This window comes from Veillonella intestinalis, from assembly GCF_943192895.1.
Lineage (GTDB): Bacteria > Bacillota > Negativicutes > Veillonellales > Veillonellaceae > Veillonella_A > Veillonella_A intestinalis.
On sequence record NZ_CALPCB010000008.1, the window covers coordinates 102,419 to 116,327 of the forward strand.

General features: G+C 39.9%; 13 protein-coding genes. 10 read left to right on the plus strand and 3 right to left on the minus strand.

All coding sequences use genetic code 11. From position 1 onward, the window contains the following. Positions 1-14: 14 nt before the first annotated feature. The 10 genes from NFR27_RS07835 to NFR27_RS10110 all read left to right on the plus strand — a co-directional run bounded on the left by NFR27_RS07835 (position 15) and on the right by NFR27_RS10110 (position 8,886). On the plus strand, positions 15-554 hold the full coding sequence (locus tag NFR27_RS07835) for a hypothetical protein (protein ID WP_251443250.1): 540 nt from the start codon (positions 15-17) through the stop codon (positions 552-554). Positions 555-566: 12 nt separating this feature from the next. Further along, positions 567-1,220 (plus strand): coenzyme F420-0:L-glutamate ligase, encoded by a 654-nt coding sequence (locus NFR27_RS07840; RefSeq protein ID WP_251443248.1) that lies wholly within the window; start codon positions 567-569, stop codon positions 1,218-1,220. A 102-nt stretch (positions 1,221-1,322) separates the two neighbouring features. After that, complete coding sequence (locus NFR27_RS07845) at positions 1,323-3,005, plus strand: hydantoinase/oxoprolinase family protein (protein ID WP_251443246.1); 1,683 nt, start codon at positions 1,323-1,325, stop codon at positions 3,003-3,005. Beyond that, positions 2,995-4,335 (plus strand): histone deacetylase family protein, encoded by a 1,341-nt coding sequence (locus NFR27_RS07850; protein ID WP_251443244.1) that lies wholly within the window; start codon positions 2,995-2,997, stop codon positions 4,333-4,335. The genes NFR27_RS07845 and NFR27_RS07850 overlap by 11 nt, the downstream gene beginning before the upstream one ends. A 154-nt stretch (positions 4,336-4,489) precedes the next feature. Then, on the plus strand, positions 4,490-5,251 hold the full coding sequence (rph, locus tag NFR27_RS07855) for a ribonuclease PH (protein ID WP_251443241.1): 762 nt from the start codon (positions 4,490-4,492) through the stop codon (positions 5,249-5,251). Next, positions 5,223-5,810: an XTP/dITP diphosphatase gene (locus tag NFR27_RS07860; RefSeq protein WP_251443238.1), complete on the plus strand. Its 588-nt coding sequence runs from the start codon at positions 5,223-5,225 to the stop codon at positions 5,808-5,810. Before rph ends, NFR27_RS07860 begins: the two co-directional genes overlap by 29 nt. A gap of 59 nt (positions 5,811-5,869) precedes the next feature. After that, positions 5,870-6,382, plus strand: coding sequence for a metallophosphoesterase family protein (locus NFR27_RS07865; protein ID WP_308795446.1), 513 nt, complete (start codon positions 5,870-5,872; stop codon positions 6,380-6,382). A 108-nt stretch (positions 6,383-6,490) separates the two neighbouring features. Next, positions 6,491-7,273, plus strand: a complete 783-nt coding sequence (speD, locus tag NFR27_RS07870) for an adenosylmethionine decarboxylase (RefSeq protein ID WP_251443287.1) — start codon at positions 6,491-6,493, stop codon at positions 7,271-7,273. A gap of 11 nt (positions 7,274-7,284) precedes the next feature. Beyond that, positions 7,285-8,466 carry an NAD(P)-dependent malic enzyme gene (locus NFR27_RS07875; protein WP_251443232.1) on the plus strand — a complete coding sequence of 394 codons (1,182 nt, stop codon included), beginning with the start codon at positions 7,285-7,287 and terminating at the stop codon, positions 8,464-8,466. A 285-nt stretch (positions 8,467-8,751) separates the two neighbouring features. Beyond that, the gene (locus NFR27_RS10110; protein WP_277612548.1) at positions 8,752-8,886 is read left to right on the plus strand and encodes a hypothetical protein; all 135 of its coding nucleotides are present in this window, start codon (positions 8,752-8,754) and stop codon (positions 8,884-8,886) included. 220 nt (positions 8,887-9,106) lie between these two features. Here the strand turns inward: NFR27_RS10110 and NFR27_RS07880 are convergent, their stop codons facing one another. The 3 genes from NFR27_RS07880 to NFR27_RS07890 all read right to left on the minus strand — a co-directional run bounded on the left by NFR27_RS07880 (position 9,107) and on the right by NFR27_RS07890 (position 13,812). After that, positions 9,107-10,558 (minus strand): S-layer homology domain-containing protein, encoded by a 1,452-nt coding sequence (locus tag NFR27_RS07880; RefSeq protein ID WP_251443229.1) that lies wholly within the window; start codon positions 10,556-10,558, stop codon positions 9,107-9,109. Positions 10,559-10,636: 78 nt separating this feature from the next. Further along, positions 10,637-12,334, minus strand: a complete 1,698-nt coding sequence (locus tag NFR27_RS07885; protein WP_251443226.1) for an ArnT family glycosyltransferase — start codon at positions 12,332-12,334, stop codon at positions 10,637-10,639. Between the two features lie 17 nt (positions 12,335-12,351). Continuing rightward, positions 12,352-13,812, minus strand: a complete 1,461-nt coding sequence (locus NFR27_RS07890) for an S-layer homology domain-containing protein (protein ID WP_251443212.1) — start codon at positions 13,810-13,812, stop codon at positions 12,352-12,354. Positions 13,813-13,909 lie beyond the last annotated feature (97 nt).

Sequence of the window (13,909 nt, forward strand, 5' to 3'; positions counted from 1 at the left end):
AGTGGCACACAGAGATGTATTTTTACACATTTGTTAACATAATCGTAACGATTATATTTATTGTGGCGGTGCTATTTGTAGCATTTCGCATTTTTGCCTGGAAGCAAGGAGACGAGCATATTGTTATGCTACCTAAGAAACGGACTCCGTTTGAAGTGGAAGATATCAGCTTTAATCAGGTAACTTTAGTATCTGACATTCCGTTTGTAAATAAAGGTCGTCAAAATGGGACTATTATGGATTTATATCCGCGCCATTTATTGCCACAAGAGCAATTTGATGCAGTACAAATTCATTCTTGGACGACAGATTTAGCAGACGAGCGTCATGATGGATATTGGAAATCGGTTATTATTGAGCCTCGTAAGGGTGGCACGGTTCGTTTGCGTTTAATTTTAACAGCTAAAACTGGAAATATTCGCAAAGATTTAGTGGGCTTCCCAGATATGAACATTGATATTGTATATCAGGTGGTGGGCCGTAGTGATTGGCACATTTCAAAAAATCGTTTAATTTTAACGGCTGAAGAATTACAGCAAGCTATGCGGCAGTAGGAGGAGGTAACCATGGCAAATTTAGAATTAGTACCGGTTCATACTCGTATACTGACCCATCGAGATGATATTGTAGAAGCAATTATGCACTATGCTGGTGATAATATAGGACCAGAGGATATTGTGTGTGTAGCGGAGTCTGTAGTGGCTATTACTCAAGGCCGTATTACTCGACCAGAAGAATTGCGTCCTACTTGGCAGGCCCGTTTATTATGTCGTTTTGTACCAGCCGAAGGGTCCATGAGTTCTGTTTATGGTATGCAGTCAGCTATGGAACTCGATGGCAAATGGAAGGTGTTTGGGGCCTTTATTTTAGGGGCTATTGCTAAAGCTTTCCGCAAAGATGGTGTATTCTATCAGATTTCACGAGCTGCTGCGTTAACAGATGATGTAACGGGAACTATGCCGCCGTTTGATAAACATATTGTATATGGACCAAAAGATGCGGATAAAGTGGCAGAGCGTATTGTACAGCGCACTGGTAGTTATGGTGCAGTTGTAGCTGATGTAAATGATTTAAAACGAGCTGCTGTGTTGGGGCATAGTCGTGGTATGGATCCAAAACGCATTGCCCGTATATTGATTGACAATCCATTTGGCAATGATGACCAAATGACGCCAATCGTTATTATTAAGAACTTTGCCTCCATTTCGGAACGGCAATAATCAAGGAGGCCTAAGGGCCTCTTTTGTTTTTGGGGAACGTTTAGGCAAGAGTATTTAATACTCTATGACTAAACTACGATTAAGATATGAAAGGAGCAGACTATGTTATTAGGACTTGATGTGGGTGGTACTTTTACAGATGCTGTTGTCATTGATAAAGGCCATATTGTGCAAAGTCATAAGTGTCGTACAACAAAACCCAATCTGCTAGAGGGGATTGAAGCGGCTCTAGCTGGTGTGGCACAGGCAATTGAACCAAGTAGAGTAACGAGAATTACCTTATCAACTACGATTGTGACGAATGCGCTAGTTATGAATCAGGTGGAGCCTGTAGATTTATATATTGTACCAGGACCAGGCATGGATATTCGTTCGCTCCTTCCTGTTGAACCGATTGTACTTGATGGTTATACCGATCATAGAGGTTCTTTAGTAGCGCCTTTGAAGTCGAAAGAGTTAGAAACAGTAAGCGGTGCAAAGCGATATAAACGGGCTGCTGTATCAGCTAAGTTTGCAGTTCGCAATCCGAGTTTAGAACAAAAATTAGCAGCTGCTTTACATGAAACGGGCTATGAAAGTGTATCCGCTGGGGCTCAGTTGAGTGGATCTTTAAATTTTCCAAGACGTACAATTAGTGCGTATTTTAATAGTGCTGTACAGGGAACCTTTCAGAATTTTGCAGAAGCTGTTCGTGGAGCTTTACAACGATATGGGTTGACAGCGCCTATATATATTTTAAAAGCTGATGGAGGGTCATTGCCTTTAGCACATATGCAGGACTGTCCAGTGGAAACAGCGTTTACAGGGCCCGCTGCTAGTGTGTTAGGGATGGCTGCTTTACAAGCGATGCCTAAAGCAATGACTATTGCGTTAGATATGGGTGGTACAACAACGGACATATCTCTATGGCAGGACGGTAAGCCTTTAATGGCACGAGGTGGTGCTATGATTCAGTCATACCCTAGTGCAGTACGCTCCTTTGCTGTTAGTTCAGTAGGAATTGGCGGTGAATCAGCAGTAACACTTGATGAGAAGGGGCAGTTACAAGTAGGACCAGAGCGAGTAGGGCCTTCTATGGCTCTTGGTGGTACCGTTCCTACGTTAGGCGATGCTTTAATTGTATTAGGTAAAGCAACATATGGTGATGTAGCAAAGGCTGAATCTGGCCTTAGTGATTTAGCTACAGAGTGGGCTGAAAGTGAAGCATCACATGTGTCGGAAGAGGCTCTTGTTATAGCCTTGGCACAGGCCATAGTGGAAAAAGCGGTTGCGATTATTGTTGCCGGTATTGATTTAGCGGTTAGTCGAGAAAATAAACTGCCTATTTATGTAGTCCGTGATATTGTGGAACCGTCATTATTTAAGGAGACACAATTAGTGGCAGTAGGAGGTACGGCTGCTTCATTGGCGCCTTTTGTGGCTGAGAGGTTAAAGTTACCGCTTGAAATTCCTACGAATGCACCTGTTGCCAATGCGGTAGGCGCTGCTGTAGCGAAAGAAACTTTAATGGTAACCGTTCATTTGGACACGGCTAAGCGTGTGTTAGTAGTGCCAGAACTAGGCATTCATGAAACGAATAGCACCATTCACACTGCGGAGGAAGTTGAACAGTTAGCTTTACGTTACTTGGCTGAAGCAGGGGCGCGTTTAGGCCTTAGTAATGCTGCTGAAGGCCATATTGTAGCCGTTGAAGACGTGCCTATTATTGAAGGTTGGCAATCCATGCATCGTTTAATTACTGTAAAAGCACAGTTAGAACCGGGGGTGAGCTTGTATGTTAAATAAGAATAAGCCAACAGAGGCTAATTTAGGATTAGTCTTTTTTCCTGCCTTTGATTGGAAAATTTCAGCAACCCATCCAGAGCGACAAGAGCGTTTATTATATACGCGCGATCAATTATTAGAAGAAGGTTTACTTGAACATCCCGCCATTCGTGAATACAATCCATTATTAGCTTCTTGGCAAGATATTGAACGAGTTCATGTGGGAGCGCCTTCTTTGCAGAAGTGGGTAACGGAAGCACATAGAGTATCAGTAGGTGGCGCCATTGCTGCGGCGGAAGCTGTTATGCGGGGCGAAGTAAAGCGGGCTTTTTCATTAGTGCGGCCACCAGGACATCATGCAATGACAATGGTGCATGGGATTCGTGGTTTTTGTACTGTCAATGTAGAAGCTATTATGATTGCCTATTTACGTCGTCATTATGAGGTGAAACGAGTAGCTATAGTAGATACGGATGTGCATCATGGTGATGGGACGCAAGATGTTTTTTATCATGACCCAGATACCCTATTTATATCCTTTCACCAAGATGGACGGACTTTATACCCTGGTACGGGGTTTATGTATGAATATGGTGGCCCACAAGCGGTAGGCAGTACTGTCAATATTCCATTGCCACCTGGTACGGGCGATGAAGGAATGCTCAAAGTATTGCAAGAGCTTGTATTGCCTATGCTAGCGGATTTTCAGCCTGATATTATTATTAATTCAGCCGGACAGGATAATCATTTTAGTGACCCTTTGGCCAATATGTTAGTAACGGCGAAAGGGTATGCAAGATTGACCGATTTATTACAAGCTGATATTGCCGTACTAGAAGGTGGCTATTCTGTACAAGAAGCCTTGCCATATGTAAATACGGGCATTGTACTATCGATGGCGGGTCTTGATTATAGCCAGGTGATTGAGCCGGCTTTTGATGCTTATAGTAATCGTCAGCGTGGTGATGTGACTCAGCGTATTGATGGCATTATTAAACAGTGGCAGCAACAATGGCAGTGTCGTCATGAAATGCAAGTAGATGCTTTATTAGGTCTTGGCGATTATTGGCATGACCAACATCAAATTTATTATGATGAAACAGGAATTTCTGAATATCGCAAAGAAACAATACGACTTTATCCTGATAAAGTTGGGTGGCATAGTATTGACTCTCGTAGTGATGGTGGTCCATTTGGTTCGCAACATGTTTTTGCTACATTTATTCCTTGGCAAGCTGATGAAGCTTGTCGACGTGATGCTTATGAAGCAACTTGGGCTGCCAAAAAAACAGGAACGGCACAGCGTTATGTAGTAGTTGATTCTATGAAAGATATACAGGAAGAGTTATAAACGTGAAATGCTAATAATCGTGTTTCTGATTAAGTATTTAGAATTGAAATATATAAGCTCATACTGGTGGGGTGGAAAACTGGTTTCCATATTGAGAAAACTAGGTATCTATATGATATAATAGGAGGGAAGATAGATTTTAGGAGTGACAACTATGAGAATTGATGGAAGAAATCCGCAGGCAGTACGGCCTATAAAAATTACACGTCATTTTACCGCTTATGCAGAAGGGTCGGTATTAATTGAATGTGGCAACACTAAAGTGTTGTGTAATGCATCAGTAGAGCCTAAGGTACCACGCTTTATGAAAGGTGAAGGTCGTGGTTGGGTAACTGCTGAATACTCTTTGCTACCACGGGCTACACAAACTCGTAATAGTCGAGAAGCCGCAAAAGGTAAGCAGACAGGTCGAACTGTTGAGATTCAACGTCTTATTGGTCGTGCTTTGCGGGCGGTAGTAGATTTAGATGCATTAGGTGAAAATACCATTACTTTGGATTGTGATGTATTACAAGCTGATGGAGGGACTCGTACCGCTGCTATTACTGGTTCGTTCGTAGCCTTGGTAGATGCTGTAAATACACTATTTACTGGTGAAGGTGTATATCCAGTGCGTGATTATTGTGCTGCTATTTCCGTTGGCATTGGAATTGAAGGGCCTATTACAGATTTATGTTATGAAGAAGATAGTAAAGCTGTTGTAGATATGAATGTAGTTCGTACCGGTTCGGGCGCGCTTATTGAAGTGCAGGGTACTGGTGAGCATGGCACATTTAGTCGTGATGAACTAAATGAATTATTAGATTTAGCAGAACAAGCTACGGATGACTTGATGAAAGCACAAAAAGAAGCCCTTGGTGAAGCGGCTAAGTATATAGGAGCGACGTATGAAAATAGTAGTAGCGACGCACAATAAAGGAAAAATAAGAGAGTTTAAAGCAGCACTAGAACCTTTAGGGATTGAGGCAGTTAGCCTTGCTGATATAGTTACCGTGCCAGAGCCAGAAGAAACAGGAACGACATTTTTAGAAAATGCACGCATCAAAGCACAGTATTATATGAAGGCTACCAATCTTCCTTGTTTGGCTGATGATAGTGGGTTAGCAGTTGATGCCCTAGCTGGTGCACCCGGTGTATATTCGGCTCGTTATGCTGGTGAAGCTTGTGATGATGAAGCAAATAATGCTAAACTGATTGAAGAATTGCAAGCAGTGCCTTTTGAAAAGCGAACGGCTCGATATGTGTGTGAATTAGTATTAGCGTATCCTGATGGGCAGGAAATAACCGCTACTGGCTATTGTGAAGGTTTGATTCAAGATACGCCGTTAGGCGACGGTGGTTTTGGCTATGATCCTTACTTTTATGTGCCGCAGTTTCAAAAAACTATGGCCCAGATAAGTATGGAGGAGAAGAATGCTATAAGTCATCGTGGCTTGGCTTTAAAAGAGCTATTACATAGATTAAAAATAGATTAGTAAAAGAGTATAGTGATTAATAGAAGTAATTTAATAGTAAGAGAGCGTATATGAGTACAGTGCATCGTATAGGAATTATAAGCGATACCCATGGGTACTTAGAGGTGATTGATAGCATATTAGCAGATACTGCTGACTGGGGATTGGATTTATGGCTTCATGCTGGTGATTATGGGGATGATGCCCGATATATGGCAACGCAGACAACAGTTCCCGTATTAGCGGTGCGAGGAAATAATGATCGACAACAACCTTTGGAGCCTAGAGAGCAGTTGATCCCATTTCAAGATAGTTATGTGTATATGACACATGGGGATCAGTTTTTGCCTTATAATCGAATTCAAGAAGTAGTATCTTTAGGGATTAGTATGGGCGCTACGCTCTGTGTGGCTGGTCATAGTCATCACCATGCTATGTATGAACATCAAGGTTGTTTATTTATTAATCCTGGTAGTCCAGCCTTACCTAGGGATAAATCAGGAGGAACCTTTGCCGTAGCGACTTATGAAAATGGTCATTTTCAAGGGCAGTTCTATTACTTAAAGGAAAAACCTTGGTTAAAACCGTACTAAATAGGGTCATGTATGCGAAAATAAAATATCGAAAGTGTTGAATATGACGTATGCTTTCGATATAATGTATTTATGCGAATTTTGAATGAGGAAGGTGTAAAGAACATTATGGAGACATCCGTAAAACCGATTAAAAAAATGAAATTATACGGTTTTAATAACTTAACAAAAACCTTGAGTTTTAACATTTATGATATTTGTTATACTCGTACAGACGCTGAGAAGCGACAGTATATCGAATACATTGATGAAGTGTATAATGCACAACGGCTAACGGATATTTTGACTGAAGTGTCTCATATTATTGGGGCCAATGTCCTTAACATTGCAAAGCAAGATTATGATCCTCAAGGGGCGAGTGTTACGATTTTAATCTCAGAAGAAGAAGTTCAGAAAGAAGATGTAGTTTGTCATTTAGATAAAAGCCATTTGACAGTTCATACATATCCTGAAAGTCATCCATATCGTGGGATTAGTACATTCCGGGCTGATATTGATGTATCTACTTGTGGGCAAATTTCACCGCTTAAAGCATTAAACTATTTAATTAGTAGTTTTGATTCCGATATTATTAGCCTTGATTACCGTGTGCGTGGTTTTACACGTGACATGCAAGGGAAAAAGCTCTATATTGATCATCGCATTAACTCCATTCAAAATTATATTGATGCTAAAACTAAGAACCTGTACAACATGATTGATGTTAACGTATATCAGGAAAATATTTTCCACACGAAGATGATGCTGAAAGAATATGATATTAATAATTATCTTTTCGGCATTACGGAGGAAGATTTAACGCCAAAGGAACGGAAACACATTAATCAGTTGTTGAAGCAGGAAATGGCTGAAATTTTTTATGGTAGAAATCTACCAACCTTGAAACAATAGGAGGCAGAAACATGGACGTACGCGAAGAAGCAGTGCAAAAGAAATTGGAATTAGGTGGCTTTTTAACTACTGGTACAAAATATCCTTTAAAGGATGCGCATGATTTATCGGTTGCGTATACCCCAGGGGTAGCTGAACCATGCTTACGCATTAAAGAAAAGGAAGAATTATCTTTTGATTTAACTTGTCGTGGTAACATGGTAGCCGTTGTGTCTGACGGTACTCGTGTACTTGGTCTTGGTGATATTGGCGCAGCAGCAGCTATGCCTGTAATGGAAGGTAAATCACTACTTTTCAAACGTTTTGGTAATGTAGACTGTGTGCCTATCGTAGTAGATACAAAAGATGCCGATGAGTTAGTTCATACTGTTAAATTATTGCAGAAAAACTTTGCAGGCATTAACTTGGAAGATATTTCTTCTCCTAAATGCTATGAAATTGAAAATCGCTTAAAAGAAGAATTAGAAATTCCTGTATTCCATGATGATCAACATGGTACAGCAATTGCTTGTTTAGCTGGGGTTAAAGCAGCCCTTCGCTTTGTGAAAAAAGACTTGAGTAAAGTTAAAATCGTTGTTAATGGTGCTGGCGCTGCTGGGGCAAACATTGCTCGTTTACTTTATTTAGCTGGTGCTCGTAACATTACTTTAATGGTAAGCTCTGGCGTACTTAATAAAAACTATAAACGTCTTGATTCTTTACAAGCTGAATTAATTAAATTACTTGGTCAAGAAGAAAAGACTGGTACATTAGCTGAAGTGGCTAAAGGTGCTGATGTATTACTTGGTGTATCTGCAGCCGGTGTGTTTACAGAAGATATTTTGAAAAACTTAGCTGAAGATGCTATCGTATTTGCTATGGCAAATCCAAACCCAGAAGCTATGTATGATGATGCTAAAGCTTGTGGCGTACGTGTAATGGGTACTGGCCGTAGTGATGCACCAAACCAGATTAATAACGTAAATGTATTCCCTGGTTTATTCCGTGGTGCTATTGATGTTCAGGCATCTAAAATTAACGACGAAATGAAATTGGCAGCCGCTGATGCATTAGCTGAATTGGTGGCTGATGAAGATCTTCGTGAAGATTATGTAGTGGCTAATACGTTTGATGAACGCGTTCCATTGGCAGTGGCAAAAGCAGTAGCAGAAGTGGCTGTAAAAACTGGTGTAGCCCGCAAACCAATTAAATAGTGTTAAATAGAAAGTTCCGTTATCTTATTCGCTCACAGAGTTGCTTTGCAACAATGGTCGCTATAATAAGATAACGGAATTTTTTTCATACTATAGATGTGGTTTAGCGGTACTACGCCAGTTTTTAAGCGGGGGGATTGTTATACGAGGCTTGTGCCAGTTTAGTTATGGTCAAGGGGCAGGTGACTATATTGTTTATAGAGTAGGGAGAATTTTGTTAAGGTGGCGTATTTCTTTGCGACTGTGTATTACTAGAATAGAAGCCGTAGCGGCAACAGCTTCTTTATGAGGAAGAGGGCCGGTGATTCAGAATTAACCTTTGAAGATATCAATCGCTATATGTTATCCGTTTTGAAACAGGGTTACTATAAAACACTTGTAAACGAATTTGATTTGAAACACGTAATAGAACCACAATAATTATGCTATCTTCATCACTACTTTACGGAGAAAATTAGCTAGTATGTATTAAGCAATAGAGGGGAGAAAAATAAAATAATGACTTATTAATTATAGGAGTATAAAAAGAGCGCTTACAGTTTATGGAGCGGCCATTGCTATCTTTCCTAGCCTGGTCGCGAATGAACTGAAAGCGCTCTTTGTTTATTTAATTATAGGTGTAGTCATTATTTTATTTTTCTTAGCCATTGTTAGCAGGCAAGCTAATTTCCACTTTATTTCCAAATTTTTTAGCAAAGGCTTTGATAGTATCTGCTTTTAATTCATCCACTGTTAAGACTAAGCCTGATGCATTTTTGTTTGGTGTAATGGTAATAATAGAGCCAGTTGGTTCTTGTTGATTATAGAAGTAAGCTACTTCAGTTTGTAATTTTCCAAGTTCTATTTCTGTTAAGCTCCCTACAGTGACTTGGACATTATTAACTAATGTTTTATCTTTAGTAAAGGCGAGGGCCGCCCCTAATTTTTTAGCATCATTTTCAGATTTTAAAGTGGCTATTAATTTATTGTTCTGCCAGAACATAGCCCCATGAGTACGGAACACATATTCTTTGCCAAAGGTGCGTTCCACTAAAGTCAGCATCTTATTTTCAATCTGTTGATGTAAGATTTTTTCACGTAAGGCAACGGCGGAGCTACTGTTTGTAACACGGTACATAATCTCTGTCGCTTCGGCGCGAGTAATGTATTTTTCAGGTCCGAAGAGAAGGCGAGATTGATAGTGTAAAAAGCCTAGGCTTGCTAGTTCTCGTACAGCATCTTGAGCCCAAGGCGCAATGAATTTTTGATCGCTATAGTGAATTGAATCAAGGGCTGTAGGATCCTCTGTAGTATAACCTAAATAATGAATGTAATTATCCGCTACTACAGCAAATTCTTGGCGTGACATGAAACGTTCAGGCCGATAGGTTTTATCACCATAACCACTGATGATATTAAGCTGTGCTACTCGTTCGATTGCATTAGCAGACCAGCGGTCAGAGGTAATATCGTTGAAAGAGCTTGCCAACATAACAGGGGATTCATCAGAGATTAGATTACTAAATAAAGAGGCTACTTCTTCACGTGTGATTGGTTTATCTGGACGAAAGGTGTTGTCACTGTAGCCTGAAATAAGCTGTTGATTTGTCATCACGGCAATGGATGTGGCCGCCCAATAGTCAGCTGGTACATCGACAAAGGTATATTTTCGAGCTTCTTGAAATACAGATGGTTGAGCTGTACCAGTAAAAATAGGACTATCTGTATTAGGGGTAACCGTGGACGGAGTAAAATCTTGTAGCAATTGGATGGAACCTGTTTCCTTGGCGGTTACTTTATTTTTTGTATCTTTGTTATTGGTGTTATTGGTGTTATTGGTATTGTTGATGTCAGTTGTTTCAACTGCTGATTCTTGTTGTGCCTTAGTTGCTTTGCCAAGGGCTTGTACTGTGTTGCTCTTGGTATAGTAATCGAGGGTTAAAGGGCTAAATGTTGTTTCGTTACTTGCCTCTTTAACGACGCGTACAGGACCATAGCTGGCCTCTGTAGCATCAATATCAGTATCTGTTACAATGTTGGCCCAAACAGTGGTATTTGTAAGCATAAGTGCACAAAGGAGTGCGGCTGGTTTTGCTTGGAAAAATTTGGACATAAAAGCCTCCCAAATGATGAAACAAAATATGAAATTGTAAAGATTTAGGCCTTTTTAGGTCTAAATTAATGTATAGCATTAGAATTTTGGTTTAAAAATAACTACGTTTTCTACTTGGCCCCATTCCGTGACATAGTGAGCTAAGGTTGTTTGTAAAAAATCTGCCTTATATTTACGTGGTACGCAAATGATAAAATCTGTTAGACCTTGGATTGCTATTGTTGTTTCGTTAACAGTAGCAACGGGCATTACATTTTTCCCTTCGCTCCAGATAGACTCTGCCTCATGAGGATTTAAAATTTGTGTTACTGGATGTTGGCTATAGTAGACTAAAGATGTGCGATAATCGCGATAATAATAAACTTTAGTTTCCTTAGTTAATGGTAATTTAGTCGCTAAGTGAGAGGTAGAGGCATCATCCACAATGGGTGGTAGTAAACATAATAATAATAAATAGAGAACACTGGCACTAAGGGCCGTGCTTTTCATGGAAATTGGTAGCCTTCCCTTGAAATATGCATAGCCTAAGGGAAGGAGTGCTAAGATGCCCCCTAAAGTGAGGGTGGTAATAAATTGAGTTATGTTTACATTGGCTGGGTTCAGTGGATTTTGCGCTTGTGGTAACCCTAAAAGCCATAAAGCAATTATGACCGCTAGAAATAAGAAGCTCACTGGGAATAATAATAACCAGAAGGCTCGATAAGTCAGTGCATGTGCTTTACGCTGTTTTGCTGTTAGATATCCTTGGGCCGTTAATATAATAAATGGAATGAGACAAAGAAAGGTATATGTCAGATATTTAGTTGCCATTAGATTATAAAAGATAAAGACACCAAGGCCCCATACCAGCAGATAGTTGTGCCAGCGAGTGCGTTCGCCATAGCGTAATTCATAGATAGTAAGTCCCGTCCAAGGCAGTAAGGATACAGGCCACAAGACGAAATAGAGGAACCACCAATTTTGCTCTGGATGTTCAGGTACAGTGGCACGAACTACATTGTGAAGCCCAAGAAAACCTTCAATAAAGCTCATGCCATGGTAAGCATACATGAGTAGATACCAAGGTAGTGCTACTATGGCAAAAATAAGCCAACCATAGGGATTGATTAATAATTTAAAGGCCAACTTGGTTCGTTGAAATAAGAATACATAGGCCAACAGGATTAGGCCTGGTAGAACGATACCTACAGGTCCTTTGGTTAGGACTGCTAAGCCAGCAAAGGCATAAGCTAACATAATGAAATGTTGAGCCTCTTTTTGTTGTTGATTGTTAGGTTGTGTGTCTTCAATAGCTGCAAAGGCTAGATAGGCAAAATAAACAATTCCTTGGGTGAATAGAAATAAATATCCGTCTGTTAGAATCGCATGACTAATGTACCAAAACTCTAAAGACGTGCCAAGTATTATAGCACTCCAAAGGGCTACAATGCGCTGTTTGGTAATGATATACACACCATAGTACATCATTAGGCCATTTAATACAGCACATATAACAAAGGGAAGGCGTGCCGAGAAATCTGACACGCCAAAAGTACTGAAGGATGCCATGAGCATCCAATAGGTCCAAATTGGTTTATCATACCAATATTGGTCATAAATCATAGGAGATAAGTAGCTGTGATGTTGCAGCATATTGACGGCACTTAAGGCATAATTAGACTCCACTGTATCTGTTATAGGGAAATTCCATACAAAGAGACCATAGGCTAATAGGAGCCATAGTCCAATGGCTCCCAAGTAGAGAAAGTCTTGCCGCTGTAATCGTGTTGCAAGCATGAAAAGAACTCCTTATATTAACGGGTAGCTGAGTCAGCTGTTGCGTTAGTAGTATTAGTTGTGTCAGTTGTTACTAAGAAAACATGAACTTTGTTACCAAAGGCATTGCGAATGGAGTCATTCATGTAATCAAAGCCTTTATCAATTCGTACAACTAATTGATTGTGAGCTACACTTGGATAAGCGGCTAGGATTGTGCCAGCAGGTTGTTTTTTCGCATAGAAGGTACGGAAATTTGCTTCAATGCGATCGTATTCTGCTTGGCTATATTCCGTAGACTCTAGATGAATGCGTTTTGCTAATACAAGCTTGTCATCACTGTTATCTTTTTCATCTTTGGCGAGTATTTCTTCAAATTTTGCAAGGTCTTCATCACTTTTGAATGCTACATGTAGAACATTGTTTTTCCAGTACATAACGCCAAAGTTCTGGAAATTACCAGGTGTTTTATATAAGGAATTTAGTTTTTTGAATACTTTATTTTCTAGATCTGATTGATCTTCTAATTCCGTAGTTGGTTTAGCCGTAATTGATTGATTTGCTTGGCTTGTACTTTTAGTGGTTGATTCCCCTTTTGTTTCCTTTACGGTTTGTTTATCAGCTTTCTTTTCTTCTGTAGCCGTATTTGCTTTAGCTGGCGCTACAGTAATTGGTAAATTCTTATCAATGCGGAATAAAATAGCAACTGCTTCGGCACGTGTGATTTCGTCAGTTGGGCGGAAGTAATTTGTTTCACCGCCGGAAGCAATCATACCACGGCTAGCTAAGGTAATAACGGCATCCTTATAATCACTATCGATTTTGTTTTCGTCTGGGAATGTTACATCTTCTGGTTTTACTACGATATGAGGAGCATATTCTTTAGCCTTAGTTTTGCTCTTGATAGCAGCTTTAGCCAAGTCATCTTTGTAGGCTAAGTATTCAGCCGCTGTTTGAGCAAATTCTTCACGGGTTAACGTTTCAGCTTTGCTAAATGGTGCTAATAATTCGTTTCCTGTAATTTCTTTAACTACTGGTGTTTCCGTTTTTTTAGATTTTTTGGAATCTTCTTTAGTGGTAGCCGTTTCTTTTGTTTGATGCGTAGCAATTAATTTGTTATAAAGGGAAGCTGCATCTGCAGTTTTTAGGGCTTCATCAGGATGGAAGGAGCCTTCACCATTCCCAGAAAGAATACCTTCTTCTAAGAATGTATTAATTTGTACAGCGGCCCAATGTTTTTTTACATCTTTAAAGCCTTTGGCTTCTTGTTCGGCTTCATAAGCGGCTGCCTTTTTATTTAGTTCGTTAACTAAGGTGGCTTTTTCTTTATCCGCCTCAGTGAGTTCTTTAGTTGTTACCGTAGTGTTTGTTGTAGTTGTAGTAACTGCTGTTGTAGTTGTGTTGTCGGTCGCTGTTTCATCAGCGGCTAGACTAACGAAGGAAGTAGTTGTTAATAAAGTAGCAGCTAATACCGCTAATCGTAAAGATTTTGTTTTCATTATGAAACTCCTTTCTAAGTCTTCTTGATTGTTTTTTGTTTCATAGGTAATCGAAAAAATTCAGTTTGAATACTTTGATTATATCACGAAGTAGCAG

Bases quoted from the DNA above. Each gene is read 5' to 3' on its own strand.
- NFR27_RS07835 (WP_251443250.1), top strand. From the start codon at position 15: ATGTATTTTTACACATTTGTTAACATAATCGTAACGATTATATTTATT.
- NFR27_RS07840 (WP_251443248.1), top strand. From the start codon at position 567: ATGGCAAATTTAGAATTAGTACCGGTTCATACTCGTATACTGACCCAT.
- NFR27_RS07845 (WP_251443246.1), top strand. From the start codon at position 1,323: ATGTTATTAGGACTTGATGTGGGTGGTACTTTTACAGATGCTGTTGTC.
- NFR27_RS07850 (WP_251443244.1), top strand. From the start codon at position 2,995: ATGTTAAATAAGAATAAGCCAACAGAGGCTAATTTAGGATTAGTCTTT.
- rph (WP_251443241.1), top strand. From the start codon at position 4,490: ATGAGAATTGATGGAAGAAATCCGCAGGCAGTACGGCCTATAAAAATT.
- NFR27_RS07860 (WP_251443238.1), top strand. From the start codon at position 5,223: ATGAAAATAGTAGTAGCGACGCACAATAAAGGAAAAATAAGAGAGTTT.
- speD (WP_251443287.1), top strand. From the start codon at position 6,491: ATGGAGACATCCGTAAAACCGATTAAAAAAATGAAATTATACGGTTTT.
- NFR27_RS07875 (WP_251443232.1), top strand. From the start codon at position 7,285: ATGGACGTACGCGAAGAAGCAGTGCAAAAGAAATTGGAATTAGGTGGC.
- NFR27_RS10110 (WP_277612548.1), top strand. From the start codon at position 8,752: ATGAGGAAGAGGGCCGGTGATTCAGAATTAACCTTTGAAGATATCAAT.
- NFR27_RS07880 (WP_251443229.1), bottom strand. From the start codon at position 10,558: ATGTCCAAATTTTTCCAAGCAAAACCAGCCGCACTCCTTTGTGCACTT.
- NFR27_RS07885 (WP_251443226.1), bottom strand. From the start codon at position 12,334: ATGCTTGCAACACGATTACAGCGGCAAGACTTTCTCTACTTGGGAGCC.
- NFR27_RS07890 (WP_251443212.1), bottom strand. From the start codon at position 13,812: ATGAAAACAAAATCTTTACGATTAGCGGTATTAGCTGCTACTTTATTA.